Origin of the sequence: Collinsella sp. TF10-11AT (assembly GCF_003437565.1) — a bacterium.
Lineage (GTDB): Bacteria > Actinomycetota > Coriobacteriia > Coriobacteriales > Coriobacteriaceae > Collinsella.
Window position 1 is genome coordinate 53,645 of sequence record NZ_QSQW01000004.1, and the last position, 26,972, is coordinate 80,616.

23 protein-coding genes, 2 tRNA genes and 1 pseudogene are annotated in these 26,972 nt (G+C 63.6%); 20 read left to right on the plus strand and 6 right to left on the minus strand.

All coding sequences use genetic code 11. The annotated features are described in order from the left end of the window. Nucleotides 1-21: 21 nt before the first annotated feature. The 10 genes from DXC99_RS04010 (at nucleotide 22) to DXC99_RS04055 (ending at nucleotide 10,806) form a co-directional block, all read left to right on the plus strand. Nucleotides 22-2,025 (plus strand): fructose-specific PTS transporter subunit EIIC, encoded by a 2,004-nt coding sequence (locus tag DXC99_RS04010; RefSeq protein ID WP_117629325.1) that lies wholly within the window; start codon nucleotides 22-24, stop codon nucleotides 2,023-2,025. A 508-nt stretch (nucleotides 2,026-2,533) separates the two neighbouring features. Further along, on the plus strand, nucleotides 2,534-2,797 hold the full coding sequence (locus DXC99_RS04015; protein WP_022094575.1) for an HPr family phosphocarrier protein: 264 nt from the start codon (nucleotides 2,534-2,536) through the stop codon (nucleotides 2,795-2,797). Between the two features lie 133 nt (nucleotides 2,798-2,930). After that, complete coding sequence (gene ptsP / locus DXC99_RS04020; protein ID WP_117629326.1) at nucleotides 2,931-4,634, plus strand: phosphoenolpyruvate--protein phosphotransferase; 1,704 nt, start codon at nucleotides 2,931-2,933, stop codon at nucleotides 4,632-4,634. A 74-nt stretch (nucleotides 4,635-4,708) separates the two neighbouring features. Continuing rightward, entirely contained in the window at nucleotides 4,709-5,641 is a 933-nt protein-coding gene (locus DXC99_RS04025) for a 1-phosphofructokinase family hexose kinase (protein ID WP_055250439.1), read from the plus strand. A gap of 183 nt (nucleotides 5,642-5,824) precedes the next feature. Beyond that, nucleotides 5,825-6,757 carry a 1-phosphofructokinase family hexose kinase gene (locus DXC99_RS04030; protein ID WP_117583462.1) on the plus strand — a complete coding sequence of 311 codons (933 nt, stop codon included), beginning with the start codon at nucleotides 5,825-5,827 and terminating at the stop codon, nucleotides 6,755-6,757. A 164-nt stretch (nucleotides 6,758-6,921) separates the two neighbouring features. Beyond that, the gene (locus DXC99_RS04035; protein ID WP_117629327.1) at nucleotides 6,922-8,316 is read left to right on the plus strand and encodes a CCA tRNA nucleotidyltransferase; all 1,395 of its coding nucleotides are present in this window, start codon (nucleotides 6,922-6,924) and stop codon (nucleotides 8,314-8,316) included. A gap of 128 nt (nucleotides 8,317-8,444) precedes the next feature. Further along, nucleotides 8,445-8,521: transfer RNA gene (locus DXC99_RS04040), tRNA-Glu, on the plus strand. 22 nt (nucleotides 8,522-8,543) lie between these two features. Then, nucleotides 8,544-8,620, plus strand: a tRNA-Glu gene (locus DXC99_RS04045). A 150-nt stretch (nucleotides 8,621-8,770) separates the two neighbouring features. Beyond that, nucleotides 8,771-10,078: a lysylphosphatidylglycerol synthase transmembrane domain-containing protein gene (locus DXC99_RS04050; protein WP_055250433.1), complete on the plus strand. Its 1,308-nt coding sequence runs from the start codon at nucleotides 8,771-8,773 to the stop codon at nucleotides 10,076-10,078. A 116-nt stretch (nucleotides 10,079-10,194) separates the two neighbouring features. After that, nucleotides 10,195-10,806 (plus strand): TetR/AcrR family transcriptional regulator, encoded by a 612-nt coding sequence (locus DXC99_RS04055; RefSeq protein ID WP_055250431.1) that lies wholly within the window; start codon nucleotides 10,195-10,197, stop codon nucleotides 10,804-10,806. A gap of 3 nt (nucleotides 10,807-10,809) precedes the next feature. Here DXC99_RS04055 and DXC99_RS04060 read toward each other — a convergent pair. From DXC99_RS04060 to DXC99_RS04085, 6 genes and pseudogenes are all read right to left on the minus strand, one after another. Then, nucleotides 10,810-11,034, minus strand: a pseudogene (locus tag DXC99_RS04060) (DDE-type integrase/transposase/recombinase); the annotation flags it as partial. Between the two features lie 29 nt (nucleotides 11,035-11,063). After that, nucleotides 11,064-12,380: an ABC transporter ATP-binding protein gene (locus tag DXC99_RS04065; RefSeq protein WP_117629328.1), complete on the minus strand. Its 1,317-nt coding sequence runs from the start codon at nucleotides 12,378-12,380 to the stop codon at nucleotides 11,064-11,066. After that, complete coding sequence (locus tag DXC99_RS04070) at nucleotides 12,381-13,421, minus strand: iron ABC transporter permease (protein ID WP_117629329.1); 1,041 nt, start codon at nucleotides 13,419-13,421, stop codon at nucleotides 12,381-12,383. Between the two features lie 4 nt (nucleotides 13,422-13,425). Then, on the minus strand, nucleotides 13,426-14,997 hold the full coding sequence (locus DXC99_RS04075; RefSeq protein ID WP_147329329.1) for an ABC transporter substrate-binding protein: 1,572 nt from the start codon (nucleotides 14,995-14,997) through the stop codon (nucleotides 13,426-13,428). A 4-nt stretch (nucleotides 14,998-15,001) separates the two neighbouring features. After that, on the minus strand, nucleotides 15,002-15,535 hold the full coding sequence (locus DXC99_RS04080; RefSeq protein WP_117629331.1) for a hypothetical protein: 534 nt from the start codon (nucleotides 15,533-15,535) through the stop codon (nucleotides 15,002-15,004). 146 nt (nucleotides 15,536-15,681) lie between these two features. Beyond that, complete coding sequence (locus tag DXC99_RS04085) at nucleotides 15,682-16,608, minus strand: sirohydrochlorin cobaltochelatase (RefSeq protein WP_117629332.1); 927 nt, start codon at nucleotides 16,606-16,608, stop codon at nucleotides 15,682-15,684. 511 nt (nucleotides 16,609-17,119) lie between these two features. Between DXC99_RS04085 and cobM the strand changes: the two genes are divergently transcribed. The 10 genes from cobM to cobS are packed head-to-tail and all read left to right on the plus strand — an operon-like array spanning nucleotide 17,120 to nucleotide 26,939. Continuing rightward, entirely contained in the window at nucleotides 17,120-17,911 is a 792-nt protein-coding gene (gene cobM / locus DXC99_RS04090; RefSeq protein WP_117629333.1) for a precorrin-4 C(11)-methyltransferase, read from the plus strand. After that, the gene (gene cbiD, locus DXC99_RS04095) at nucleotides 17,880-19,097 is read left to right on the plus strand and encodes a cobalt-precorrin-5B (C(1))-methyltransferase CbiD (RefSeq protein ID WP_233505663.1); all 1,218 of its coding nucleotides are present in this window, start codon (nucleotides 17,880-17,882) and stop codon (nucleotides 19,095-19,097) included. The genes cobM and cbiD overlap by 32 nt, the downstream gene beginning before the upstream one ends. Beyond that, a complete protein-coding gene (cobI, locus tag DXC99_RS04100) occupies nucleotides 19,090-19,779 on the plus strand; it encodes a precorrin-2 C(20)-methyltransferase (protein ID WP_089571786.1) in 690 nt (229 codons plus the stop codon). The genes cbiD and cobI overlap by 8 nt, the downstream gene beginning before the upstream one ends. Continuing rightward, complete coding sequence (locus tag DXC99_RS04105) at nucleotides 19,780-20,913, plus strand: cobalt-precorrin 5A hydrolase (RefSeq protein WP_117564103.1); 1,134 nt, start codon at nucleotides 19,780-19,782, stop codon at nucleotides 20,911-20,913. Then, the gene (gene cobJ, locus DXC99_RS04110; RefSeq protein WP_117629334.1) at nucleotides 20,913-21,656 is read left to right on the plus strand and encodes a precorrin-3B C(17)-methyltransferase; all 744 of its coding nucleotides are present in this window, start codon (nucleotides 20,913-20,915) and stop codon (nucleotides 21,654-21,656) included. The genes DXC99_RS04105 and cobJ overlap by 1 nt, the downstream gene beginning before the upstream one ends. Then, nucleotides 21,644-23,116 (plus strand): precorrin-6y C5,15-methyltransferase (decarboxylating) subunit CbiE, encoded by a 1,473-nt coding sequence (cbiE, locus tag DXC99_RS04115; protein ID WP_117629335.1) that lies wholly within the window; start codon nucleotides 21,644-21,646, stop codon nucleotides 23,114-23,116. Before cobJ ends, cbiE begins: the two co-directional genes overlap by 13 nt. Then, nucleotides 23,113-24,495 carry a cobyrinate a,c-diamide synthase gene (locus DXC99_RS04120; RefSeq protein ID WP_233505664.1) on the plus strand — a complete coding sequence of 461 codons (1,383 nt, stop codon included), beginning with the start codon at nucleotides 23,113-23,115 and terminating at the stop codon, nucleotides 24,493-24,495. The genes cbiE and DXC99_RS04120 overlap by 4 nt, the downstream gene beginning before the upstream one ends. Next, complete coding sequence (locus tag DXC99_RS04125; RefSeq protein WP_117629336.1) at nucleotides 24,488-25,630, plus strand: nicotinate-nucleotide--dimethylbenzimidazole phosphoribosyltransferase; 1,143 nt, start codon at nucleotides 24,488-24,490, stop codon at nucleotides 25,628-25,630. Before DXC99_RS04120 ends, DXC99_RS04125 begins: the two co-directional genes overlap by 8 nt. Beyond that, the gene (locus DXC99_RS04130; protein WP_117564099.1) at nucleotides 25,627-26,175 is read left to right on the plus strand and encodes a bifunctional adenosylcobinamide kinase/adenosylcobinamide-phosphate guanylyltransferase; all 549 of its coding nucleotides are present in this window, start codon (nucleotides 25,627-25,629) and stop codon (nucleotides 26,173-26,175) included. The genes DXC99_RS04125 and DXC99_RS04130 overlap by 4 nt, the downstream gene beginning before the upstream one ends. Then, the gene (gene cobS / locus DXC99_RS04135; RefSeq protein WP_117820233.1) at nucleotides 26,172-26,939 is read left to right on the plus strand and encodes an adenosylcobinamide-GDP ribazoletransferase; all 768 of its coding nucleotides are present in this window, start codon (nucleotides 26,172-26,174) and stop codon (nucleotides 26,937-26,939) included. Before DXC99_RS04130 ends, cobS begins: the two co-directional genes overlap by 4 nt. The last annotated feature ends 33 nt before the right edge of the window (nucleotides 26,940-26,972 follow it).

Below are 26,972 nucleotides of genomic sequence, written 5' to 3' on the forward strand. Positions count from 1 at the left end.
AAACTTAAAAAGGAGGGACACATGGCTAAGTTTGACATCATCGCCGCCACCGGTTGCCCGACCGGTATCGCGCACACCTTCATGGCGAAGGAAGCGCTGGAGAAGGCAGCTGCCGAGCGCGGTCTGACCATTAAGGTCGAGACCCATGGCCAGGTCGGTGTCGAGAACGAGCTCACCAAGAGTGAGATCGCCGGTGCCAAGGCCGTCGTCGTCGCAGCCGATAAGGATGTCCAGGCGGAGCGTTTCGCCGGCAAGCGCATGGTTTCCGTTGGTGTTTCCAAGGCCCTGTCCGTCGAGGCAGCCGGTAAGCTGATCGACCGCGCGCTCGCCGCCAAGGGTGACGACTCGGTTGCGGCTGCTGCCGATGTCGAGGATGAGGTCGAGGAGAAGGAATCTATCGGCCACATCATCTACAAGCACCTCATGAACGGCGTCAGCCACATGCTGGTCTTCGTCGTCGCCGGTGGTGTCCTGACCGCCGTTTCGTTCCTGTGGGGCATCACGTCCTTCGATTCGACGGCGTCTGACTACAACAGCTTTGCCGCTATGCTTAAGATCATCGGCGGTATCGCTATGAACCTCATGGTTCCGGTGCTTTCCGCCTACATCGCCGAATCCATCGGCAAGCGCCCGGCGCTCGTTCCCGGCTTTGTTGCCGGTATGATCGCCATCCAGGGCCTGCCTGTTAACGCCGAGACCGGCATGATCGACGCCGGTGGCGCCGGCGTGGGCTTCGGCTTCCTGGGCGGCATCGTCGGCGGCTTCCTCGCCGGTTATGTCATCCTGCTGCTCGAGAAGGTCTTTGCCGGTCTGCCCAAGAACCTGGATGGCCTCAAGGCTATCTTCCTTTACCCGCTGTTCTCGACGGCTATCGTCGGTCTGGTCATGCTCGGCATCTCCGGCCCCATGGCTGCCATCAACACTGCCATGATGGACTTCCTCAAGGGCCTGTCCGCCTCTGGCGCCGTTGTCCTGGGTCTTGCCATCGGCTGCATGTGTGCCTTTGACATGGGTGGCCCGGTCAACAAGGCTGCTTACGTCACCGGTACCGCTATGCTCACCGAGGCACTGGCTGCTGGCGTTGGCACCGATACCTACAACTTCGGCACCAACTTCATGGCTGCCGTCTCCGCCGCCTGCATCGTTCCGCCGCTGATCACCACCTTTGCCGTCGTTGTCGGCAAGAAGTACTTTAGCCAGGAGGATCACGACGCCGGTATCGTCAACCTCATTCTTGGTTGCACCCACATCACCGAGGGCGCCATTCCGTTCATGACCAAGAACATCTGGCCGGTCATGCCCATCATGATGCTCGGTTCCTCTATCGCTTCGATCCTGACCATTATGTTCAACGTTCACGATCCGGCGCCTCACGGTGGCTTCCTGGTCCTGCCCGTTGTCGAGAACGGTCCGCTTTGGGTCCTCGCGATCCTCATCGGTGCTGTTGTCGGTGGCATCCTGTTCGTGGCCTTCAAGAAGCACGACTTCGAGAAGAATCAGAAGGCCGCTCCTGTAGCCAAGCCGGTTGAGGCTTCCAAGGCCGCTGCCGTTGAGGCCCCTAAGGCCGAGGCTGCCGACTTCGTGAAGGTTGAGAATGTCTTTGTCGCCGAGGACTTCGCTTCTCGTGACGAGGCTCTGAGCTTCGTTTCCAACCAGGCTGTCAAGGCCGGTATCGCCAGCGACGCCGACGCCGTGATGAACGCCTTCTTGGCCCGCGAGGCCGAGGGCACCACGGGCATGATGGAGGGCTTCGCCATCCCGCATGCCAAGTCCGACGCCATTACCGAGGCTGCCGTCATCGTCGTTAAGGACGAGTCCGGCGTGACCGGTTGGGATACCATGGACGGCGCTCCTGTCAACGTGGCCATCGCTCTGCTCATCCCTGGTGCACAGGCTGGCACCACGCACCTCAAGATCCTGTCCAAGGTTGCCGAGGCGCTCATGGACGAGGACTTCCGTGGCACCGTCAAGGGTTCCACCGACGCCGCCGAGATCGCCAAGACGATCAACGCCCGCCTGGTCTAATCCCACAGTACGCGAATAACATCGCCCCCTGTAACAAAGGTGAGGACTCCCTACGGGTCCTCGCCTTTTTTCATACCACCCGGCACTCAGGGACGTTCCTTTCCTGCCGGCACCCCGGGACACTCCTTAGTCCCCAACAGGGCATAAATAGCCCTCATCGACTGAATCACCCACGCGAACAATAATTCAGCCAGAATTCCTTTTGCACGATATTTCTTGGACGGAAGCATGTTCCCGCAGCTCGCCTGCCGGGCGGGGCGGTTAAGTTTGTCGCGAGTTCCGCACGCAAAGGAAAGCACTTAATGTGCTTTCCGTCTTGCGCAGGACTGTAGAGCAGCAAACTTAACCGCCCCGCCCGGCAGGCGAGCGGACAGCGAACGACATCTGTCCAACAATTCGTGCGAAACACAATGAAAAACCGTTTGATGTGAGTTAATATAAACAACGTCGTGAATCTGACTCCTGCCACATGCATGACAGGGGTTAAACACAAAAAAAGGAGTCAACTATGGTTTCTGAGAAGGCTACCCTCGTTAATCCTCAGGGTCTGCACATGCGTCCGGCTGGTCTGTTCGCCTCCACCATGGGCAAGTACGCCTGTGACGTGACGGTCGTCACCCCCGAGAAGGAGGTCAACGGCAAGTCCCCGATGGCCCTCATGGCTGCTGGTATCCCCTGCGGCACCGAGGTCGAGGTCAAGTGCGACGGCGCCGACGAGGCCGAGGCTCTGGCTGCTGCCATCGAGCTCATCAAGAGCGGTCTTGGCGAGTAGAACTCAAACGGGTCGCATGTTGAACAACTAAGTTCATATTTGGGGGCGCAGTGACCTGTCTTAAGGTAGCTGCGCTCTTTTGTCATGGATATGGCAAAACGCTTTATCACATGACACGGAGAGAGGAATGGGAATGTATCAGGGAGTCAACGCTTCCGAGGGCATCGGTATCGGCACCGTCATGGTCGCCGTCGATCCCGACTTGACGTTTGAGCCGCACGAGGTTGCTGATTCGGCAGCAGAGAAGGAGCGCTATCAGACCGCTCTTTCGGTCTTCTGCGAGAAGACCCAGGCTCAGGCCGACCACATGAAGGAGACGGTGGGCGAGGCCGAGGCCGAGATCATGAGCGGACACATTGTCCTGGCTCAGGATCCGGGCATGACCGACGCCATCAACGCCGCCATTGACGGCGGCACCTGCGCCGAGCAGGCGCTCATGGACACCTCGACCATGTTCGAGAACATGTTCCTGTCCATGGACGACGAGATGTTCCGTCTGCGCGCGGCCGACATCGCCGACATCCGCACCGGTATTCTGGCCGAGCTGCTGGGCAAGGAGGTCGTCGACCTCTCCGTCCTGCCCGAGAACACCGTCGTTGTCGTGCACGACCTCACGCCGTCCATGACTGCCACGATCGATAAGGCCCACGTTGCCGGTATCGTCACCGAGACTGGTGGCCGCACGTCGCACTCCGCAATCATTGCGCGCGCCCTCGAGATCCCGGCTGTCCTTTCGGTTTCCAACAGCTGCACCGCACTGCGCAACGGCATGACCGTTGTCGTCGACGGTGGCAAGGGTATCGTCGAGGCCGATCCCGATGAGGAGACGCTTGCCGCTTACACTGCCAAGGCCGAGGCTTTCGCTGCCGAGAAGGCGGCTCTCGAGGCCTTCCGCGGCAAGCCGTCCGTGACTGCCGACGGCATCAAGAAGATCATTGCCTGCAACATCGGCAACCCCGATGACGTGCCCAACGCGCTCGATCACGATGCCGAGGCTATCGGCCTGTTCCGTTCCGAGTTCCTGTTCATGGACTCTGCTGAGCTTCCTTCCGAGGAGGAGCAGTTCAACGCCTACCGTAAGGTCGCCAGCGCGCTCAAGGGCGCTCCGGTCATCATCCGCACGCTCGATGTGGGTGGCGACAAGGAGATTCCGTACCTGCACATGGTCAAGGAAGAGAACCCCTTCATGGGCTTCCGCGCCGTGCGTTACTGCCTGGCCAACCCCGACCAGTACAAGGTCCAGCTCCGCGCCCTGCTGCGCGCCAGCGCCTTCGGTGACGTCAAGATTATGATCCCGCTCGTCACCTGCGTCGAGGAAGTCTTGGCTGTCAAGGAGCTCGTCGAGCAGTGCAAGGCCGAGCTGACCGAAGAGGGTCGCAAGTTCAACGAGAACATCGAGGTTGGCATCATGGTCGAGACGCCTGCCGCCTCGCTGCTCGCTGACCGCCTGGCCGAGGTCGCCGACTTCTTCTCCATCGGCACCAACGACCTGATCGGCTACACCATGTGCGCCGACCGTGGCAACGACACCATCTCCAACCTGTACCAGGTTTACTATCCCGCCGTGCTCCGCTCGCTCAAGAACATCATCGAGAGCGGCGTGAAGGCCGGCATCATGGTCGGTATGTGCGGCGAGGCCGCTGCCGATCCGTTGCTCGAGCCGCTGCTGATCAGCTGGGGCCTGGAGGAGTTCTCGATGAGCGCTCCGTCCATCCTGCGCGCCCGCAAGACCATCAGCCAGTGGACCAAGGCCGAGTGCGACGAGCTCGCCGAGAAGGCGTTCGCCTGCAACACCGCTGCCGAGGTCAAGGCACTGCTCGAGTCCGCAGCTCGCTAATTTGGTATCAGAGGTAACCGCGTGGTTGGAATGGGCCGGCCACGCGGCCCTCACATATACAGGGGGTACTGTAAATGTTCTACACGCTAACCGCTAACCCGGCTGTCGACATGACGGTTTCGAGCTCTCCGCTCGAGCCCGACGAGAACGTCCGCACCGGCTCGGCCAGCTACACGGCTAACGGCAAGGGCCTCGACGTGTCCTTCGCCTTTAAGAAGATGGGCGTCGACACCGTCGCGCTCGGTTTCTTCGCCGGCTTCACGGGCAAGTTCATCGTCGAGGAGGTCATGAACCTGGGTTGCCTCTGCCGCCCGGTCTGGACCGACGGTATCACGCGCATCAACACCTACGTCAACGATGGCCAGCACGAGTACGGCATCCTGAACCCCGGTGCTCCGATCACGCCGCAGCATCAGGAGGAGCTCTACAACATCCTGGACACCGCGGGCGACCTTGAGTGCCTGATCGTCTCCGGCTCCGTGCCTCCCAAAGCTACGCCCGACTTCCTGGCTCAGGTCATGGAGCACGCTCAGGCCCGTGGCGCCGACGTCGTCCTGGACCTGTCCTCCGACAAGCTCAAGGAGCTCGCTCACAAGAAGCCGCTGCTCATTAAGCCGAACCATCACGAGATGAAGGCTATCTTCGGCGTGCCGGTCGACACCGACGACGAGGTCCGCGTTGCCATGAAGCTGGCTCACGAGGCCGGCGTCCAGAACGTGCTGCTCACCCGTGGTAGCCGCGGTGACGCTTACTTCTCCAACGGCGAGGACATCTGGTATGCCAAGCGTGAGTTCAACATCAAGCTTGTCTCTTCCGTCTGCGCCGGCGACTGCACCCTCGCTGCGTTCCTGCACAAGTGGTACAGGGATCGCGACAACGTCGAGGAGGCCATGAAGCTCGCTATGGCCACCGGCGCCAACGTTGCTGAGTCCGTCGGCATCGGCGACTTTGGTCACGTCGACGAGTACAGCAAGCGCGTTGCCGTTCGCAAGCTCGATCGCAAGTAAGCGAAACACGACAAACTCGTGCGCATACGGCGTCCCGGTTTCGACCGGGGCGCCGTTTTTTGTCCCACTCGAACCTCGGAGCCGCGCTTCACGCGTTCCACACCGTTCACCGAGTTGTTGTAGCCTTTTGCCGAAGCGTGGAATATACTTTCATTAACACGTTGCTTCGTGAAAGGAACATTCATGATTTACACGCTTACTGCAAATCCCGCTATTGACTACAACATCTCCTGCGATGGCTTGTCCGCCAACACCGTTACCCGCACCCGTAACGCTGTCTACACCCCCAACGGCAAGGGTCTCAACGTTTCGTTTACGCTCGACCACTACGGCGTCGACACCACGATCCTGGGCTTCTTCGCCGGCTTCTCGGGTGAGTATATCGTTAAGGGCGCCGAGGCCCTGGGCGTGCCCGTCAAGCCCGTGTGGACTGACGGCATCACGCGTGTTAACGTGTTCCTCAACGCCGGTCCCGACACCGAGTACAACATGGTCAACGCCGGTGCCGCCATCAACGAAGCCAACGAGCAGGAGATGTTTGAGCTTATCGATTCGCTCGATGACATGACCTGCCTGGTTATCAGCGGCTCGCTGCCCCCCAACACCTCCGAGAGCTTCCTGGCAGAGGTCCTGCGTCGCGTGAAGGCGAAGGGCGCCGAGTTCGTGCTCGATATCTCGAGCCATCAGCTGGCCGACCTCATTGCTATGGAGCCGTTGCTCATTAAGCCTAACGACGACGAGCTGCTCGACATCTTTGGCATTAAGGTGAGCGGTGGCGACGACGAGTCCGTCAAGGGCGCCATGGCCGAGCTGCACGCCAAGGGCGCTAAGAATGTACTGCTGACGCTCGGCGGCGACGGCGCGTACTTCTCCAACGGCGAGCACATCTGGTTTGCCAACCGCACTTTCGACGTCAAGCTGCTGTCGACCGTCTGCGCGGGCGACTCCTCGCTGGCCGCCTTCCTGTCCGTGTGGCACGACGCCCCCGAGCGCGTCGAGGATGCCCTGCGCCTCTCGATGGCCACCGGCGCCAACGTGGTCGAGTGCCCGGGTCTGGGCGATTTTGCCAAGGTCGATGAGTATCAGAAGGGTATTGCAATCCGTCAGGTTTGCTAGTTCCGGCACCTTGCCTGAATAGTTCAATTATTTCGCATCCGTCTTAGACCAGGACGGATGCGTTTTTGTTTATCGGACTTGCGTGTGCAGTGGAGGCTGTTTCTTGCTAGACTTCTTGCAGACGCAATCGATAGCCAATTTGATAGTCGCAGGAGGCCATAGGCATGTGCAATGTTTCGCTCAACGGTACGCAGCCGACCGATGCCTCTATCCGTGTCCTGCGTGCGCTTGAGGCAGCAGGTCTTGAGGCTTGGTACGTGGGCGGTTGGGTACGTGATGCCCTGATGGGACGCCCCAGCCACGATGTTGACATGTGCTGCAGCGGCCTGTGGCAGGAGTCCAAAGAGGCGCTCGAAGCGGCTGATATTGCCGTGGTTGAGTCGGGCATAAAATTTGGCGGCATCACGGCTATTTGCGATGATGAGCGCATTGAGGTCACCACCTACCGCCTAGACGGCTTTTACACCGACGGCCGCCATCCCCAGAGTGTGGAGCGTGCGGCGTCGCTTGAGGACGATCTGGCGCGTCGTGACTTTACCGTTAACGCTATGGCCTGGCATCCCGAGCGTGGTCTTGTCGACCGCTACGATGGTCAGGGCGACCTAGACCGCAAGCTCATCCGCGCCGTTGGAGATCCCAAGCGTCGTTTTAACGAGGACGCGCTTCGCATGCTGCGCGCGGTGCGTTTTGCCTGCCGTCTGGATTTTATGATCGAGCCTAAGACTAAACAGGCGCTTGCCGAGTGCGCGCCGCTGCTCGATGCTGTGGCGCGCGAGCGCGTGGGCATTGAGCTCGAGGGTATCCTTTCGACCGGCCACGGGGGAGACGCCATGCTGCGCTACCCCGAGCTCATCTGCGCCGCCGTGCCCGAGTTGGCAGCGGGTCGCGGGTTTGATCAGCGCAGCGTCTATCATGCGTTTAACGTTTACGAGCATATCGCCCGTGTGCTGACGGTGGCGGGGGAGTTGGCGCTGTGCGACGGCTTTACACCCTCAATGAGCCTAATGTGGGCGGCGTTTTTGCACGACGTTTCCAAGCCCGATTGCTTTACGGTCGACCATGCGGGCAGCGGCCACTTTTACGGTCACCCCGAGCTCGGGGCCAAGAAGGCGCGCACCATCATGGATCGCTTGGCGCTTTCGCACGACTTGGTCCGCGACGTGTGCCTGCTCATCAAATACCATGACAAGCCGCTGCGCCCCGAGCGCTCCTGCCTGCTCAATATGATGCGCGCGCTTTCGGGCGAGGGCGTCGACACGCCGCGTCTGATGGACGAGCTCATGGATCTTAAGCGTGCTGACACACTTGGTAAGGCCCCGTCGTGCTTCTATTACGTCGAGACGATTGAGGAGATGCGCGCGATGGCGCACGAGCTGCTGAAGGCGGGGGAGCCCTATACGCTCAAGATGCTCGCCATTAACGGCGGCGACCTGATCCGCGCCGGTGTGAAGCCGGGGCCCGAGCTAGGCCAGCTACTCAACTCCGCCCTCGACGCCGTGATCGAAGACAACATTTCCAACGAGCGCGAAGCTCTTTTGGTCCATCTCAACTTGAATTAGCTACCCAGTTTACCTGCGCGTTCCATAACCTGCCGACAATTTTTTCGGCAATTTGGAATTTCTTCTTGCGCTGATGTTTTTTGTCCCGTAATATATGTCCTCGCAGCACGGCAGTGCAGATGTCATGTGGCCCGTTCGTCTAGCGGTTTAGGACGCCGCCCTCTCAAGGCGGAGATCACCAGTTCGAATCTGGTACGGGCTACCACTTCTTTTCTGCCGAGGCCTATGGCCCGTTCGTCTAGCGGTTTAGGACGCCGCCCTCTCAAGGCGGAGATCACCAGTTCGAATCTGGTACGGGCTACCACGCATCTGATACCCGGTCTTTCCACGGAAGGCCGGGTTTTTTATTATCAAACAACTGTCTGTCATTCCCGTTTGAACAAGAGCTTTGCGTTCTGCTTATGACCCTTACGGGTACAATAACCAAGATATTTTGACTGTTAGAAGGAGTCTCATGACGGAGTCCTCTCAGCATACGTCCAAGCCCCAGGTCGAGGTTGAGGCCTCGGGCGGCGATGACAATAAGAGCGCACGCCGCGGCGCCATTTTTATCGGCGTTGTGCTGGTGGGTTATATCGTCTATCTGGTGGTAACCGGGCAGATGGGGCAGTTCTGGGCTGCTATGTCGAGCGTCCAGGCGCCCTGGCTCGTTGTCGCGTGTCTTTGCATGTTTATGTATCTGTTCTTTGGCATTGTGGCCTATGCGATCGCCGTCTGGCTCGACCCCAATTCACCCGTCGGCATTCGCGACCTGATCTCGGTCGAGGCGAGTGGCATCTTCTTTGGCAACCTGACGCCCATGATGATGGGCTCTACGCCTGCCCAGATCTACCGCCTGACCAAAGCGGGCCAAAACGTGGGCGAAGCGGGTGCCACGCAGTTCACCCGATTTATTGTGTATCAGTTTGGCCTCGTTGCCTGGGGCGCTATCCTATTGCTTGCTCGCATGCCGTTTTTTGCCGAGCGCTATGGCGACATGACGCTGCTGTGCGTCTTTAGTTTTGGCGGTCACTGCTGCATCCTGCTCGGCATCTTCGCCGTCGCGCTCATGCCTAAGACCGTCACGCGCGTCGCCCATTGCATCATCAATTGGCTCGAGCGCATAGGTGTCTCGGCCACTAAGATCGATGGATGGCGCTCGTTTGTCGATGGCGAGATCTACTCCTTCTCCGAGAAGTTCAAGCTTTCGGCCGGACATTTTTCTTCCATGCTGCTCACCGTGTTTATCACCATGCTGCAGCTCGCGTTTTTCTATCTGGTGCCGTATTTTCTGATGCTCGCCTTTGGCCACCACGAGGTCGACTTTTTCTCGGTCATGGCCGCGAGTGCCTTTGTCCAGCTGCTGAGCTCTGCGGTTCCCTTGCCCGGTGGAACTGGTGGCGCTGAGGGCGGCTTTGCTTTGTTCTTGGGTCATTTCTTTGGGTCGGCTTCGACCGCCGGCTATCTGCTGTGGCGTCTCATTACGTTTATCGCGCCGACCATTTTGGCTGCGCCCCTGCTGGGCCTTAAGAGCGCCCACAACGAGAGTATCCATGCGCGCTGGGATCGCGTGATGCGCAAGCTCGGCCGCGAGCCTCAGACGCCCTCTGCGCCCACTAAGCCGCACCCCACGAATGCTGTTACCGTTGATCCCAGGAAGCACGCTCAGAAGGCTTCTGGGACCGCTAAGCCGGCTCATAAAGCCTATGTGCGCCAGACGGGCGACGGTATCCGCGTATCTCCGTCGGCGCTCAATAAGAAGAAGCACCCTAAGTCGCGGTAGGGCAGTCGTGCGTTCTTCATGATGCGGGGCATATTTGAGCTGTATGGGGGATAATCCTCTTACGTAGATTATCTCTCATCTGTTGATGAATGCTCGCATATCGAAGGGACACACCCATGGCCACCAGTAAACCGCGTATTGATCGCCGTATCGTTCGCAGCCGCAATGCCATCCTTTCCGCTTTTGAGCGCTTGCTCATGGAAAAGCCGCTGGCAGACATTACGGTGAGTGCCATCGCGCGCGAGGCCAATGTCGACCGTAAAACCTTCTACGTGCACTTTGGTACGGTTGATGGCTTGCTCGATGCTATTGCCGTCGATGTGGTGGAGATGATTGTCGACTCGGTCGAGAAAACGCTTGCTTCCATGGACGGTGACACCAACGAGCGCGCCCTGGGCGCGGCGGCGACCTTTTTTAAAACCGTTAACGAGGCGCTGTGCAACAACCTGGTGCTCAATCGTCAGCTGATCGAGAACATTCCGCTCGATGATTTTATGGCCCGTCTTCGTGCGCCGCTCGAGCACGAGATTGCCGAGCGCGATCTGCTGCCCCACGGTCTCAAGGACGAGATGTTCGACTACTATCTGGCGTTTTTGCTGTCGGGTATTATCGGAATCTATCGCACATGGGCGCTGTCTGACGGCTCGGTTCCTATCGAGCGCGTCTCGGAGGTCGCCAACGACCTGACTCTCAATGGCCTGTCGAGTCTGGAATCTCGCTTGGATTAGGCGCAGGCTCGAGTTCGCGAGGCGCTTGTCGGGGTGCAGCCCGATCGACCAGGCGACGAGCATCCCGCCGAAGCAGTCGATGACCGGGCTCAGGTAGACCTTCTCGCCGCCCGGGAGCCTGAACTCGGTGATGTCGGTGAGCCACAGCAGGTTGGGCTCGTCGGCGTGGAAATTCCTGTTTACGAGGTTCTCCGGCGCCTTGTAGACCTCGCCGGCGTAGGAGCTGTAGCCTGAGGATCCTTAAAAGAAAGTCCAGTTTATCCTTTCCACCCCAATTGGGAATCCTCCGATGCGCCTTCGCACGCTCGCATGACCTCGATACCGTGCGAGCGTGCGAACTCGACGAGCTCTGCGTTGCGGGCGTTAATGGTGCCGAAGGCGGCGGGGCACACGATAAGGCGCGCGCAGTGGACGAGGAGCTCTTTGGCGCGGGCTATGGTTTTATCCCCGATCGGCTCGAAGGCGCGCTCGGCCACGCATTCCGCCGCCAGGTCGCGCGCTAGCTCGCAGTCGATGTCCCCTTCGTGCAGAACGCCCGTGTAGAACGCCTTGCCCTGCCGGATGAGCTGGCGAAACACAGCCGACCCCGTACCTGCGCCGGCGATGACGAACGTGTGCGCATCGCCGTGCGGGCGTCCAATTTCCACGCTGCCGAAGCGCTCGTTGAAGGTGCCATGTTGAAGGCCGTAGAGCTCGCCAATCGTCTCGCGCGTGAATATGTCCTCGGGTACGCCGGCGCGGAAGACCCGGCCGTCCTTCACGCAAATCACCTTGTCGGCGCTTTTCTGCGCGAGCTCGAGTTCGTGGATGGACATGATGACAGCCACATTCCGCGATTTCGCAAGGTGGCGAAGTATTCGCAGCAGGTCGATCTGGTAGCGGATATCGAGATACGACGTGGGCTCGTCGAGCACGAGCACACGCGGATCCTGCGCGATGGCGCGTGCGAGTATGACGCGCTGGCGTTGCCCGTCGCTTATCTGCATGAAGTCGCGCTCGGCGAGCTCTTCCACATGTGCGGTTTTCATGGCCTCGTCGACCCGACTATGGTCGTTGGGCGAGAGTGTGCCCATTCGTCCGGTGTAGGGATGCCTTCCCGCCTCTACGATATCGCGGCAGGTGAGGAGCTCGGTCCGGGGGCGATCTGTCAGCATAACGGCAAGGTTCCTTGCGAACTCCGCCGTCTTCCATCGGGAAATCTCCCGCCCGTCGAGCTCGACCGCGCCGGCAAGCGGTGCCAGATGGCGTGTGATGGTTTTCAAGATGGTCGACTTGCCCGAGCCGTTCGGCCCGATGAGCGCCACGGCGTCGCCCGCGCGAACCTCCAGATCGACGCCTTCGACTACGACCTTCTTGTCATAGCCCGCCGACAGGTCGCTTATGCGGAAAAGCGGCGCTCCGTCAGCCTGCGTTTCGACCGGAGTTTCGAGGTTCGGCTCCGCTCGGAGGAGGCGTTCCGCGCGGAGTTCCGCACGAGCCGAAAGTGCCTTCTGGCGCTTTCGTGCGAGCTCAGGACTGTCTAAGCACGGAATGTCCCCTCCGAGCGTTTTGGGCCGCGGCACGAATTCCCCCATCTACCTCACCCGCTTCTTCAACATGAGCGCGATAACCACCGGAGCGCCGAAGATGGCGGTGACGGCGCTGATGGAAAGCTCGACGGGAGAGAACAGCGTGCGCGCGATCAAATCGCAGCCCGCGCAGAAGATGGCGCCTCCCAAGAAGCACGCAGGAATCACGCGGATGGGCTTCGACGACTTTAGCGCCGACTTTACGAGATGCGGAACCGCGATGCCTACGAACGACATCGGACCAGCGAACGCGGTCACGCAGGCGGAGAGCATGCTCGCTAGAAGGACGAGCACCACGCGGAAGCGTTCGACGTTCACGCCGACGCTTTTCGCGTAGGCTTCTCCCAGTTGGAAGGCGGAAAGGGGCTTCGATATCGCGAATACGCATGCGCTCACGGTAATCACCACGACCGCGATGACCGCGATGTCGTCCCAGCTCGAACCCGAGAAGCTACCCAAAGACCAGTTGTGCAGGTTCACGATGGACTGGTCGTCGGCGAAGGCGATGAGGAAGTTCGTCGCCGCCGAGCAGATGTATCCCACCATGACGCCCGCCACGATGAGCATGGCCATGGAACTTATGCGCCGTGCGATGAGGAGCACGAAGCCGATGGTGATAAGCGAGCCCAGAAACGCTGCGGCCACCATGGCCGGCGAGGACATGGCCTGGTTCGCGCCCAGAAGTACGATCATCGTAAGCGCGACGACGAACTTTGCGCCCGAGGAGACGCCCAAGATGAACGGGTCGGCGATGGGGTTGTTGAAAAACGTCTGCAGCAGGAACCCGGAAAGCGAAAGTGCCCCGCCGAGAAGCACGGCTGAAAGCACGCGCGGCAGGCGAATCTCCCAGATGACCTGGCTTTCCATGCAATTGGCCGCGCCGCCCGAAAGGATGCCGGGGATGTGGTCTGCGGGCACGAGCACGCTCCCGATGCACAGGTTGGCCCCGACGAGCACGATGAGGGCAACAGCGAGCAGCGCCGTCACGACGCGACACCGTGCGGCGCGCCCCGATTCGTCGTATGCCGTGGAAAGTCGGCTTCTCATGGTGCTAGCCGAGCTTCCTCAGATAATGGAAGTCGCTCACGTCATCGCTGGTGAACGCCCCGTGCAGCTCGTCGATAATGTCGGCGGTGGAAGTCATCTGCTGGTACATGTCGGCGCTTGTGACCCAGACGTTGCCGTTCTTCACAGCTTTGAACTGCGACAATAGCGCGTTTTTGCCTACGAAGTCGTTCAAGGTGGCAACCGATTCGTCGATGGTGCCGTTGTAGACGATGATGTCGGCATCCTTCGCCGTCGCGTAGAAGCGCTCCATTTCGAGCGTTACTGACGAACCTGACGTCGACGCCGTCTGCGCGTCATCGAGCACGTAGCTGCCGCCTGCAAGCTCGATCATCTGCGCCACGTAGTCGCCCGCCCGCCGCGTGACGGCGGCCCCGTTCGAGTTAATGTAGAAATACGCCACGGTTTTACCTGACGACGCGAGCCCCGACGTTTGCTCGACGCGGGCCTTCTGCTCGTTGAACAGGTGCGCGGCCTCGTCTTCCTTGTCGAACAGGACGCCGAAAAGCTTAATCCACTCGACGCGCCCGAGTGCTTCGGGCTCGCTCGACGACTGTTCGGTGAGCACGACGAGCCCGAGCTTCTGCAGCTTTTCCTTCACATCGGGCGTGTGGTTGATCATGGTGTTCTCGATGGCGAGCGTGCAGCCCGAGGCCGATATTCGCTCGTAGTCGGGCGCGCTGTACTTGCCGCCGTAGGCGATCGCCCCACTTTCGAGCGCGCTTTTGAAGCCCGCGACCGAGCAATCTTCGGCCTTCGTGCCCGACATGAAGATATTGTCGTTCGCATCGAGCGCGTCGACCAGGCACATCGTCGCCGACGACACGAGGTACACCTTGTCGGCGGGGCGCCTTATGACCGCGATGTCGGAGCTCAACCCATCAGGTACCTTCGCATCTTGCGGCACCACGAGGAAGCGCTCCCCGTTCGAAACGCAGATAAGCCGCAGGCCGCCTTCGAACTCGTCGACAGTGAAGTGCTCGGCGTATTCAAGCTGAAGCGTCCCCGTCGGTTCCCAGCCGCAGCCCAAATCGGCGTTGTGGAAGTCGGCCGCGGCGCTTGAAGCCGTTCCCGCAGGGGAGCCGCCGCTTGCATCGTCGCCCGATTTCTCCTTCATGGTGGATGAGTCGAAGTGGAGTGTGTAGTCGATGGTGTGCGGCGTCGACATGGCGACGGTCTCTGCCGACACGGCGATGTCCTCGTCGAGCGTGACGGGTATCTCGAACGTGGAGTTGCCGCCGTCGTTTTCGGGCGCGTAGTCCACGCCGTCGACGGTCATCTTGTCGTAGTTCGAACTCGACCAGGTGATGGTCGCGGTGTAGGTGTCGCCATCCTTCACAATTGTGGTGGGTGAGGCGATGCTTGCGCGCCCTGACCCGCCGGAAAGCGAGACGCTCACAGTGTATTCCTGAGAGCCAGCCGTGCTACCGGTCGCGTTCGGGCTCGCACTGCACCCCGCGAAGGGAAGCGCGAGCAGGCCGACGAGAACGCAGGCGATCGCGCGCGCTGCGATGCTGCGGCGCTTCCTGCTTTCCTCCTTGGGAAGAATCGACCGCATGGCGTTACTTCAGCGCGTCGGCGCGCAGATCGACGCCGGCGGATTCGAATACGAGCGTGCGGTCGTACCACCGCTCCCTTTTAATGCTCCACGCGGCGCAGGCGGTGTCCTCGTCGAGCGCATCAACGGGCACGTCGTAGGTGTACTTGCCTTCCGCGTTTTCCACATAGGGGATGAAGTCGGCCTCGCTCGCGGCGGCAGCCTCGTCGCCCGTGCCCATGAAGAGCTTGCCGTAGCCCGTGCCGGAAAGCGTCATCACGCAGTGCATGGAGCCGTTTTCCACGATGAGCTGGGCGTCCACAATCCTGAACATGTTCGAGCTGGAATCTACGGTGATCGGATAGGTGCCGTCGGCCACCTTGTCGGCGGTAATGGGGGCAGCGCTTGCGCCCTCGGGCGCATCGGCCGCCTGTTCGGTCTTTTCCTGGGAATCGGCATCGCTTGCCTTTGCGCTGTCGCTCGAATTTCCGGCGCAGCCGGCGAGCGAGAACGCGCAAAGTACCGCCGACAGGGCGAAGACGAGGGTTTTCTTCAACAAGGGGAGGGGTTCCTTTCAATCGGTTTGACCTCCCGCGCCGTGCGGTGGGCGGGCGGGATGCGAATGAAACGGGCATGCGCCGTCGGTCCGGGAAGGCGCATGCCCGTTTCACGGGGACGCAACCGGCGCCCCCGTGCGCGGCGAGTTTACAGCTTGGCGATGGCGTCGTCCACGTGCGAGACGTAGATGTCGTCAACCGCGGCGTTCTGTCCCAGGCCCTGGAGCAGGCACGTCACTTCGAAGCCGGCGGCCACGAACTTCGCAGCCCAGCTGTCGGGGTCGGTCTCGTCTGCCATGTCGTTGTTCGCGTGGTCGCCCGCGACCACCATGAACGGCGCGAGCACGGCCTTCTTGTACCCTGCGGCGCTCGCGGCGGCGATAACATCCTCGCAGGTCGGTTCAGCCTCGACGGTGCCGACGAAGAACTGCGTCAAGCCCTCGTTCTTGAACACTTCCTGCATCTTGGCATAGTCGGCGTTGGAATCGGCTTCGGTGCCGTGGCCCATGAGGCACAGCGCCGTCTTGCCGTCGTCGAAGGACGCCATGTTCTCCTTAATGGCTGCGGCCACCTTCTTGTAGTCGTCGTCGGAGGTGAGCAGCGGGTCGCCGAGCGAGATCTTGTCGAACTTGTCGGCGTACTTGTCGAGCTCGTCTTTCACGTCGGCGTATTCCAGGCCAGCCATGAGATGCGTCGGCTGCACGACGATTTCCTTCACGCCGTCTTCCACGCAGCGGTCGAGCGCCTCGGTCATGTTGTCGATCGTGATGCCGTCGCGCTTCTTCAGTTTGTCGATGATGATCTGCGCGGTGAAGGCGCGGCGGATGTCGTAGTCCTGCCAGTACTTCTCGCGGATAGCGTCTTCGATGGCGCCGATGGTGATGTGGCGCGAGTCGTTGTAGCTCGTGCCGAAGCTCGTGACGAGAATGACCGGCTTCACGGCCTTCTGCTTTTCACTCGATTTCTCGGGACTCGCGGAGGTGCTGGAGCAGCCCGCGAGCGCGAATCCGGCGAGCGCGACGGCTCCGGTTGCTGCGGCGCCCATGAAGCCGCGGCGTGACATCTGGTCGGACATGGTTTTCCCTTTCCTCGGTTTGCCGGTCCCCCGGCGACAGTTGCTTATCGGCACAAGCGAAAGAAAAGCGCGCTCGTCCGCAAAGGGATAGCGCGCCTGTTTCTTGCATTCGAAAGGGAAGCGCACTCCTCGGGGTTCACAAGGAGATAACGCCACGGCGATGCCGTGAGGAAAAGGCGAAGCAGTCTGGCTTGGGGCGCGAGGCGGTTCGCCCGCGCGTCCTACACAGTAATGTCCCTTGCCCAGGATTCCCACCTGGTTCCCTCCGCAAGCCAGCGCGGGCTGTGTGGGCGCCGCGCCGGTCATTTCCTTTTATTCGATTGTCATATGCTCGTTGCCGAAACTACCACTATGATAGTGGGCGTTTGTGGGCGTGTCAAAGCCAGGGCGGGCGGCATTGCGCCTCCTGCCTACGTATTTGCGCCGATTGCCGCTGCGGGCGCCGTGTCTTGCCTGCTGCGCGAAGGGCGGCGTAAACGGTTGCGATGAGAAACGGGAAGGGAAGGCTCGGATGATTCATATCGTTGGCGCAGGTTCGGGCGCCGCCGACCTTATCACGCTGCGCGGGGCGCGTCTTCTGCGCGCGGCCGACGTGGTCGTTTGGGCGGGGAGCCTTGTGAACCCCGAGCTGCTCGCCGAGTGCAAGGAATCCTGCGTCGTCTACGACAGCGCGCACATGACCTTGGAGGAAGTGCTCGACGTGATGTGCGCGGCGGATGCGCGGGGCGAGGAAGTGGTGCGCCTGCACACGGGCGACCCGTGCCTGTACGGCGCCATCCAGGAGCAGATGGACGCGCTCGACGCGCGCGGCGTGGACTACGAGGTGGTGCCCGGCGTGTCGAGCTTTTGCGGTGCCGCGGCGGCGCTTCGCCAGGAATACACGCTGCCGGGAATCAGCCAGTCGGTCGTGATCACGCGGCTTTCCGGGCGCACCCCCATGCCCGCGGGCGAGGGCATGCGCACCATGGCGGAAAGCGGCTCGACTATGGTCATCTTCCTGAGCTCGGGTATGCTCGCCGAGCTTTCCGCCGAGCTTTTGGCCGCGGGCCGCAGCTCCGACGAGCCGGCGGCGCTCGTGTACAAGGCGACCTGGCCTGAGGAGCGCGTGGTGCGATGCACAGTGGGCACGCTCGCCGATGCGGGCACGCGAGAGGGCATCGACCGCACGGCGCTCGTGGTGGTGGGCCGCGTGCTCGGAGCTCGCGGCGGGCTTGCGCACAACGGCGCGCAAGCGGAGTCGTACGAGCGCAGCAAGCTTTACGACCCTTCGTTTGCCACAGGGTATCGGAAGGCGAGCAGCTAGCGTGGCCTTCGAGCACTACATATATACCGGGACGACCCGCCTGCGCTGCGGCTACACCACGGGGAGCTGCGCCGCGCTCGCGGCGAAGGCGGCCTGCGAGATGCTCTTGTCACGAAAGCCCGTCGGCCGCGTGTCGATCGTCACCCCCGGCGGGCTGCCCGTCGAGGCGAACGTGGTCGACGCATGTATCGGCGAGGGGTGCGCCCAGTGCGCCGTGCGAAAGGACGCAGGCGACGATGCCGATGTGACCGACGGCGTGCTCGTGTACGCGCGCGTGGAACATGCGGGGTCGGGCACGGGTGCTGCGGGCAGCAAGGGCGTGCCCGCGCGCGAATCGGAAGTTTCCGTCGATGGCGGCGTGGGCGTGGGGCGCGTGACGTTGCCCGGGCTCGAGCAGCCGGTGGGGGCGGCCGCCATCAACGCGACGCCGCGCGCGATGATCACTTCGGCGGTGCGCGAGGTGTGCGCCGCGCACGGCTTTTCTGGAAATATCGCTGTGACGATTTCGGTACCCGAGGGTGTTGCCCTTGCCGAAAAGACCTTCAACCCGCACCTGGGGATAGAGGACGGCATCTCCATCCTGGGCACGACGGGCATCGTCGAGCCGCGCAGCCTCGCTGCCTTGCGCGACAGCATCGAGCTCGAGATCCGGCAGCATGCGGCTATGGGGCGGCGCGGAGTCGTGCTCACGCCCGGCAACTACGGCGCACAGTTCATCTCGGGGCATTTCCACCTAAACGGTGCGCCGGTGGTCTTCATCTCCAACTTCGTGGGCGATGCGATTGATTGCTGCGTTCGCGAGGGATTTACCAATGTCCTTCTTGTGGGACACATCGGCAAGCTGGTGAAGGTCGCGGGCGGCATCATGGACACCCATTCGCGTACCGCCGACTGCCGCGCGGAGATTCTGGCCGCCCACGCGGCCTTGGCCGGCGCGGGCACGAAGACCGTGCGCGAGATCATGTCGTCGGTCACGACCACGGCGGCGCTCGAGGTGATCGAGGCCGCCGGCGTGGGGGACGCTGCGCGCGCCTCGCTCGCTGCGGCAATCGATGACAGGTTGCGCCGCCGCGCGGCGGGCGCATGCGACATCGCCGCGGTCGTGTTCGACGCCGAGCGCCGAGAGCTTTTCCGCACGTCGGGCGCCGATGCAGTTATCGGGGAATTGGGGGCTACGTATGAGTAAAGGCGTGCTGTACGGGGTGGGCACGGGGCCTGGCGACCCCGAGCTGCTCACGATCAAGGCCGTCCGCACAATCGAATCGTGTCCGGTCATCGCCGCACCGCAGACGGCGGACGGGGCCATGGTCGCGCTCGACATCGTGCGCGGCGCCGTCGACCTTACAGGCAAGACGGTGATCCCCGTGCGATTCTCGATGACGCGCGACGCCGAGCGCCGCACGGCCGAGCATGCCTCGCTTGTTCGCGAGCTTGTCGCGCACCTGGATGCGGTCCGCGACGTCGCGCTGCTGAACCTGGGGGACCCGAGCATCTACGCCACCTTCCAGCGCATAGCGCCCGACGTGCGCGCCTGCGGGTTCGAGGCGCGCGCCATTCCCGGCGTGCCGAGCTTCTGCGCGGTCGCCGCAGCGCTCGAGCGCGACCTCACGCCCGAGATGTCGTCGCCTCTGCACATCGTGCCCGGCGGCTACGACGACGTGCGCCGCGCAATCGGCTGGCCGGGGACGAAGGTGGTCATGAAGGCGCGCCGCTCGCTTGCGGACACGAAGCGCATCCTTCGCGAGGAGGGCGCCTTCGACGGTGCCGAGCTCGTAGAGGACTGTGGGCTTCCGGGCGAGCGCGTGTACCGCTCGCTCGACGATGTGCCCGATCGGGGCAGCTACTTCTCGACGATGGTGGTGCGCTAGATGAGGGTTTCCTGCATAGCGTTCACCGAGAGGGGGTATGCGTTGGCGGAGCGCATCGCACACGCGCTTTCCGATTGCGCGCAGACAGGTGAAGATGACCCTGGCTGGGACGTTTCCGTTTCGCGCGGGTTCGGCGAGTGGAAGGCCGACCTGCGCGCATGGACGGCGCTCGCGTGGGAAGCGTCGGACGCGCTCCTGTTCGTGGGCGCGGCGGGCATCGCCGTGCGGGCGATCGCGCCGCATGTCGCCTCGAAGGCAAGCGATTCCGCGGTTGTGGCGATCGACGAGGCGGGGCGCTTTGCCGTCCCGCTTTTGTCGGGGCATTTGGGCGGTGCGAACGAGCTTGCGCAAACTGTGGCACGCGCGGCAGGGGCCATCCCCGTCATCACCACGGCGACCGACGTCCGCGGCGTGTGGGCGGTGGATACGTGGGCTCGCTGTGCGGGGCTCGCCGTTTCGAATCCCGAGGCCATCAAGCGAGTGTCGGCGCGGCTGCTTTCGGGCGGGCGCGTGGCGCTCTATTCCGACATGCCGATTTCGGGACAGCTGCCTGAGGGGGTTGACATTGCGTCCGACCGCGCTCGGGCCGATATTGTCGTGTCGCCGTTCGCTGGCGCGAATGCAGGTGCGTCCGTTCGCGCGGCGGAGACAACGGGCGAGGTCGTGCCCGCCGGTGAGACGGGGAAGCCGGCGGGCGTGCGGGCGCAGACGTCTGCGCCCGAGCCGCTTCGCCTTGTCGTGCCCTGCATCGTTGCGGGCATAGGGTGCCGTCGCGGTGCGTGCGCCGAAGCGATCGGGGAGACGTTTCTTCTCGCGTGCGGGCAGGCGGGTATCTCGCCTTCGGCCGTGCGCGAAGCGGCGACGATCGACGTGAAGGCGCACGAGGAGGGTCTGCTCGCCTTCTGTCGCGCGCGCAATATCCCGCTTGTGACGTATTCCGCAGAGGAGTTGTCGCAGGTCGAAGGCAGCGTTTCGCCATCTGATTTCGTGCGCGCGACGGTGGGGGTCGACAACGTGTGCGAGCGCGCGGCGCTCGCGGACGGGGGCAAACTTATCTTCCCGAAGCTCGCTCACGGCGGCGTGACCGTCGCGTTTTCCAAGGTAACTATCGAACTTTCGTTTAAGGAGCGGTGATGGGAAAGCTCTTCGTGGTGGGGATCGGTCCGGGCGGCCTCGACGGCATGACGATTGCGGCTCGGCGCGCGCTCGAGGCGGCCGACATCGTTGTGGGGTACACGAAATACGTGGAGCTCGCGCTCGCCGCCGTGCCCGACGCGGCGCATCTCGCGACGCCGATGATGCACGAGGTCGAACGGTGCCGCCTGGCGCTTTCGCGCGCGCAGAGCGGAGAAGCCGTGGCGCTCGTGTGCAGCGGTGACGCGGGCGTGTACGGCATGGCGAGCCCCGTGCTGGAGCTTGCGGAGGACTACCCCGATGTAGACGTGGAAGTTATCGCCGGGGCCACCGCGGCTCAGAGCGGGTCGGCGGTGCTCGGCGCCCCGCTTGCCCACGACTTCGCGGTCGTGTCGCTCTCCGACCTGCTTACGCCGTGGGAGGTCATCGAGCGCAGGCTCGCCGCCGTGGCGAGCGCCGACTTCTGCATCTGTTTGTACAACCCGCGCAGCAGAAAGCGCGCCGACAGGCTCTCGCGCGCGGCGAAGATTATGCTCGAATGGAAGGCCCCCAACACGCTCTGCGGCTGGGTACGCAACATCGGGCGCGAGGGGCAGCAGTCGGGCATGTGCAAGCTCTCCGAGCTGGGGGAGTTCGACGCCGACATGTTCACCACCGTGTTCGTCGGCAACGCGGACACGAAGCGCGTAGGCGGCCGTATGGTCACGCCGCGCGGGTATCGGGAGATTCCATGCGAAAGGTAACGATCATCGGGGCGGGGCCCGGAAACCCCGACTTGCTCTCGCGCGCGGCGCTCGACGCGATCGACATCGCCGACGTGGTCATCGGCGCTCATCGCGCGCTTGTCAGCATCGACGTGCCGCCCGACGTGGTGAGATGCGAGCTCGTGAAGACGGCGGACATCGTCGCCGCTCTCACCGATGCGGCGTCGTGGCAGCGCGCCGTGGTCGTGATGACGGGCGATGTGGGGCTGTTCAGCGGCGCGCGCCGCCTGGTGGAGGCGCTCTCCGGCGACGCGCGGGTGGACGTGCTCGTCATTCCCGGCATAAGCTCAGCGTCGTATCTCGCCGCGCGCCTCGCGCGTCCATGGCAGGATTGGCGCTTCGCGAGCGCTCACGGCGTGGCGTGCGACATCGTGGCCGAGGCCGAGCGCGCAGGTGAGCTCTTCCTCGCCACGTCGGGCGGGGAAGACCCCTCGCGGCTTTCGGGCGAGCTTGTGCAGGCGGGCTTCGGGGACGCGCGCGTGACGGTGGCCGAGCGCCTGTCGTACCCCGACGAGCGCATCACCTGCGCGACCGCAAGTGAAATCGCAGGTCAGACGTTCGACGACTTGAACGTGATGCTTATCGAGTTCGCAGGCTGCGCCGGGTCGCCTGCGGGCTCTAGCGCAGCCTCCGAGGCGCCGGCCGGCGCGTCTGCGCCCGCGGCTGCTTCTTTCGCGGCGGACTCTGCGGGCGCATCCCGCGCCGCGAGCTCCCGCTGGCCGTACGCTTCCTCGGGCATTCCCGACGAGCTCTTCATCCGCGGCGACGTTCCCATGACCAAGCAGGAGGTGCGCGCCGTCGCGCTCGCGAAGCTGCGCCTTACCGCGACCGACACCGTGTGGGATGTCGGCGCCGGCACTGGGAGCGTGTCGATCGAGGCGGCGCTCGTCGCGCGAGCGGGGTCGGTATGGGCGGTCGAGCGCAACGCGGCCGGCGTGCGGCTCATCCGAGAGAACGCGGATGCATTCGGGTGCGGCAACGTGCATGCGGTCCCCGGTGTCGCCCCCGAAGCGCTCGCGAAACTGCCTGTCCCCGACGCCGTGTTCGTCGGCGGGAGCGCGGGCGAGCTTCCCTCCATCGTGGAGGCGGCGCTCGAGAAGAACTCGCAGGTTCGCCTGTGCGTGCCATGCGTCACCGTTGAGACGCTCACCGAGGCGTGCGCGCTCCTCTCGGGTTCGCGCTTTAAGGGGTTCGAGGCGTGCCAGGTGTCGGCCGCCCGCGCTGAGGCTGTAGGCTCGCACCATCTTATGAAGGCGCAAAACCCCGTGTTCCTCGTCAGTGCGCGCGGTGCGGGCGCGGATGCCGAGGAGCTTGCCGAAGTCGGCGCGCTTGCTGAGTCGCCTTTCGGGGAGGACCCCTCTGTCGAGGGGAACCCATCCGTTGAGGTGGTCTCGCTTGCTAACTGCAACGCCGCAGGTGGGGAAGGCGGTGCCCGGTGAGCACGTCCATCCCGCGCTTCATGGTCGCTGCGCCCTCGAGCGGGAGCGGCAAGACGGTCGTCACGTGCGCGCTCCTGCGCGCGCTCGCGCGCCGCGGCCTTGCATGCGCAGCCTTCAAATGCGGCCCCGACTACATTGACCCGCTCTTTCATCGCCGCGTCGTGGGTGCGTGCTCGGGCAACTTAGACGGCTTCTTCACTGACGCCCCGACGCTGCGCGCCCTGCTCGCACGCGGCGCCGCGGGCGCGGATGTCGCGGTGCTCGAGGGGGTCATGGGCTTCTACGACGGCATGGCGCCCGGCGTGGCCGACGCGAGCAGCTATCAGGTTGCGCGCGACACGGAAACGCCGGTCGTTTTAGTGGTGAACGGGCGCGGGGCGTCTTTATCGCTCGCCGCCGTAATCCGCGGCATCGCCGAGTTCCTGCCTTGTGCGAACGTGCGCGGCGTCGTGCTGAACAAGACGAGCGCCGCTGCCTGCGCCTACGCGGCGCCTGCGATCGAGAAGAACACGGGCGTCGCGGTTTTGGGGAATATCCCCGCCGACGAGGCGTTCTCGCTCGAAAGCCGGCATCTGGGGCTTGTGACCGCCGACGAGGTCGAGCAGCTCTCCGCGCGCATCGGCAAGATGGCCGAGCTGGTGGAAAAGAGCATCGACGTCGACCGCTTGCTCGAAATAGCGGCGACGGCACCCGATATCCGCGAGGAACCTTACCGGTTGGAGCCGATCGCGGGAGCGCGGCCCATCGTCGCCGTCGCGCGTGACGAGGCGTTCTCGTTCTATTACGAGGAGAATCTGCGCGCGCTCGAGGACCTGGGTTGCGAGCTGGCCTTTTTCAGCCCCCTGTGTGATAGCGAGTTGCCCCGGGGGACAAGCGCCCTCTATCTGGGGGGCGGCTACCCGGAGCTCCATGCGCGGCAGCTCTCCGAGAACGTGTCGATGCGCGAGGCGGTGCGGCGCGCGGTGGAATCCGGCATGCCGACGGTCGCCGAATGCGGTGGGTTTCTGTACCTGCAGCGCGAAATCGCCGATAGCGAGGGGCGGCGCTGGCCTGTTGCGGGCGCCCTTGAGGGCGCAAGCGAGAACGGGGGAAGGCTGTCCCATTTCGGGTACGTGGAGCTCACTTCCCAACGCGACGGGCTCTACGGGCCACGCGGCACACGCATCCGCGCGCACGAGTTCCACTACTGGCAGTCCACCTGCCCGGGCGGCGACTTCTGGGCGCAGAAGCCCCGGCGCGACAAGGGCTGGCCGTGCATGACGACCACCCCGTCCCTGGTGGCGGGCTTCCCGCATGTGTACTATCCTGCGAACCCCGACGTTGCGCGCGCGTTCGCGTCTGCCGCAGCGTCGTTCGCAGAGAGGAGACGGCATGGCTGAAGCAACCGAAACCGCGCTTGCCTGCATCCGCGAGGAAGTCGAGCGCGCGTTCTCGTCGGCGCCGGGCGCCGTGCTCGAAGCCGCGCTTTCCCGGATCGCGCCCGCAGACGAGTGCGCCCGTGCCGCCGCGTACGCCGCGTGGGACTCCATCGCGCACCCCTTGGGGGGATTGGGCGACTTTGAAGACGCCGTCGCGTGTATCGCCGCAGCTCAGGGGAACGCCGAGGTGGCCGAGTTTCCCCGTGCGCTCGCGGTATTCTTCTCCGACAACGGGGTCGTTGCCGAAGGCGTGTCGCAAAGCGGGCAAGATGTGACGCGAGCCGTCGCGCGCAACATGTGCGAGGGGGCCGCGAGCGCCTGCCGCATGGCGGCGTTCGCGGGTGCCGAGGTCGTGCCCGTCGACGTGGGTATGGCCCGGGGCATAGAAGACGCGCGCATGGTGCGCGCGAACGTGCGGCGGGGGAGCGGCAACATCGCTCACGGCTCCGCTATGTCTCGCGATGGGGCCGTGCGCGCGATTGAGGTCGGAATCGCCGTCGCGTGCGGGCTTGCCCGCGCCGGCGTGCGCCTTCTCGCCGCGGGCGAGATGGGCATCGGCAACACGACCACCTCGGCGGCGGTGGCCGCAGTGCTCATCCGGGCGGACGCGCGGAGCCTTGTCGGGCGCGGCGCGGGGCTCTCGGACGCCTCGCTCGCGCGCAAGCGCGACGTGGTCGAGCGCGCTATCGACGCGAACTCGCCCGATCCCGCCGACCCGATCGACGTGCTCTCGAAGGTGGGCGGCTTCGACATCGCTGCGATGTGCGGCTTCTACCTGGGGACCGCGGTCTCGAAGGCGCCGGCGCTCCTCGACGGGGTCATATCCTGCACGGCGGCCCTGTGCGCGGCGCGCCTGTGCCCCAACGCCTTGGGCTACCTCGTGGGCACCCACGCATCAAGCGAACCCGCAAGCCGGGAGCTCCTTCGCGAGCTCGGCATAAAGGCGCCCCTCGACGCAGGCATGCACTTGGGCGAGGGCGCGGGCGCCATGGCGTATCTCCCCCTTCTGGATTCGGCGCTGCGCGTGTACCGGGATGGGAAGACGTTCACGGCGACTGGCATGGCTGCTTACGAGCATTTCGAGGCCGGGAAATGACGGTGACGCTCGTCATCGGCGCCGCCGCGAGCGGCAAGAGCGCCTACGCCGAGTCCCTGTGCCTCGGGCACGACGGCCCTCGCGTGTACCTGGCAACGATGGAGCCCTTCGGGGAAGATGGCGCCCGCCGCATCGCGCGCCATCGGGCGCTGCGCGAAGGCAAAGGGTTTTCCACCCTCGAGTGCTCGCGTGACGTGGGCGCCGCAGCGCCCGGGCTTCCGCGCGGCTGCACACTTCTTTTGGAGGACGTGGGCAACCTGGTTGCGAATGAGCTTTTCGCGGAAGGCGGCTTGTCCCCACGTGACCCCGACGCTGCGGCGCGCGAGGTGCTCGGAGGCATCGAACGGCTCGCTCAGGCCGCTGCGTATACGGTGGTGGTCACCGTCGACGTGTTCGCCGATGGGATGCGCTACGATGAAGGGACCGAGGCATGGAGGCGCGCGCTCGCGCGCGTGAACGCGGGCGTGGCGGCGCTGGCCGACCATGCAGTCGAAGTGGTATGCGGGATTCCCGTGTGGATGAAAGGCGAAGGACCTACAAGGTGAAGATAGCAGAGGCAATCGGCGCGGCGTTCGGAACGTTCTCGCGCATCCCCGTCCCGAAATCGGCCTGGACCGATTTCGGGTCAACCCATGCACTTGCCGCGTTTCCCCTGGTGGGCCTTGCGGAAGGCTTCCTCATGACGGCGTGGGGGCACGTGGCGAACCTGCTCGGCGTGCCCGCGACCATCGTCGCGGCCGTGCTCGTGGCGCTGCCTGTGGCGGTGACGGGAGGCATCCACCTAGACGGGCTCTGCGACACCTCCGATGCGCTTGCAAGTTGGGCCCCGCGCGAGCGAAAGCTCGAGATCATGCACGATCCGCGGGCGGGCGCCTTCGGGGTCATCGGTGTTGTTGTGTACCTTATTCTGCAGTTTTCCCTGTTCACCGCGCTGCCGCTTACGGCGGGGGCGTTCCTCGCGCTTCTGTGCTCGCTCGTGTTCTCCCGCGCGCTTTCGGGACTCGCCGTTGAATGCTGGCCTGCCGCGCGGGCGGACGGCATGGCCGCGGGGCTCTCGCCTGCGAAGAAGCGCGCGGCGATCGTCGTGCCGCTTTGCGCTTTCGCTGCGGCTTCGGCTGCAGGGATGGTCGCGTGCGCTCAGGCCGTCGGCGCCTTTATGGCGGTGGCGGGGCTTTTGGTGCTCGCGTGGTACCGCCATGTTGCCCTGTCCCGCTTCGGCGGGGTGACGGGGGATTTGGCCGGATGGTTTCTGCAATGGGCCGAGCTCGCGATGCTTGCCATGCTGGTGGTGGGGGGCATGCTCCTATGATGCTCGTGGTAGGTGGCGCGCATTCGGGGAAGA

What these genes read in the sequence shown, in the direction of transcription:
- DXC99_RS04010 (WP_117629325.1), top strand. Translation starts at nt 22, where the DNA reads ATGGCTAAGTTTGACATCATCGCCGCCACCGGTTGCCCGACCGGTATC.
- DXC99_RS04015 (WP_022094575.1), top strand. Translation starts at nt 2,534, where the DNA reads ATGGTTTCTGAGAAGGCTACCCTCGTTAATCCTCAGGGTCTGCACATG.
- ptsP (WP_117629326.1), top strand. Translation starts at nt 2,931, where the DNA reads ATGTATCAGGGAGTCAACGCTTCCGAGGGCATCGGTATCGGCACCGTC.
- DXC99_RS04025 (WP_055250439.1), top strand. Translation starts at nt 4,709, where the DNA reads ATGTTCTACACGCTAACCGCTAACCCGGCTGTCGACATGACGGTTTCG.
- DXC99_RS04030 (WP_117583462.1), top strand. Translation starts at nt 5,825, where the DNA reads ATGATTTACACGCTTACTGCAAATCCCGCTATTGACTACAACATCTCC.
- DXC99_RS04035 (WP_117629327.1), top strand. Translation starts at nt 6,922, where the DNA reads ATGTGCAATGTTTCGCTCAACGGTACGCAGCCGACCGATGCCTCTATC.
- DXC99_RS04050 (WP_055250433.1), top strand. Translation starts at nt 8,771, where the DNA reads ATGACGGAGTCCTCTCAGCATACGTCCAAGCCCCAGGTCGAGGTTGAG.
- DXC99_RS04055 (WP_055250431.1), top strand. Translation starts at nt 10,195, where the DNA reads ATGGCCACCAGTAAACCGCGTATTGATCGCCGTATCGTTCGCAGCCGC.
- DXC99_RS04065 (WP_117629328.1), bottom strand. Translation starts at nt 12,380, where the DNA reads ATGGGGGAATTCGTGCCGCGGCCCAAAACGCTCGGAGGGGACATTCCG.
- DXC99_RS04070 (WP_117629329.1), bottom strand. Translation starts at nt 13,421, where the DNA reads ATGAGAAGCCGACTTTCCACGGCATACGACGAATCGGGGCGCGCCGCA.
- DXC99_RS04075 (WP_147329329.1), bottom strand. Translation starts at nt 14,997, where the DNA reads ATGCGGTCGATTCTTCCCAAGGAGGAAAGCAGGAAGCGCCGCAGCATC.
- DXC99_RS04085 (WP_117629332.1), bottom strand. Translation starts at nt 16,608, where the DNA reads ATGTCCGACCAGATGTCACGCCGCGGCTTCATGGGCGCCGCAGCAACC.
- cobM (WP_117629333.1), top strand. Translation starts at nt 17,120, where the DNA reads ATGATTCATATCGTTGGCGCAGGTTCGGGCGCCGCCGACCTTATCACG.
- cobI (WP_089571786.1), top strand. Translation starts at nt 19,090, where the DNA reads ATGAGTAAAGGCGTGCTGTACGGGGTGGGCACGGGGCCTGGCGACCCC.
- DXC99_RS04105 (WP_117564103.1), top strand. Translation starts at nt 19,780, where the DNA reads ATGAGGGTTTCCTGCATAGCGTTCACCGAGAGGGGGTATGCGTTGGCG.
- cobJ (WP_117629334.1), top strand. Translation starts at nt 20,913, where the DNA reads ATGGGAAAGCTCTTCGTGGTGGGGATCGGTCCGGGCGGCCTCGACGGC.
- cbiE (WP_117629335.1), top strand. Translation starts at nt 21,644, where the DNA reads ATGCGAAAGGTAACGATCATCGGGGCGGGGCCCGGAAACCCCGACTTG.
- DXC99_RS04125 (WP_117629336.1), top strand. Translation starts at nt 24,488, where the DNA reads ATGGCTGAAGCAACCGAAACCGCGCTTGCCTGCATCCGCGAGGAAGTC.
- DXC99_RS04130 (WP_117564099.1), top strand. Translation starts at nt 25,627, where the DNA reads ATGACGGTGACGCTCGTCATCGGCGCCGCCGCGAGCGGCAAGAGCGCC.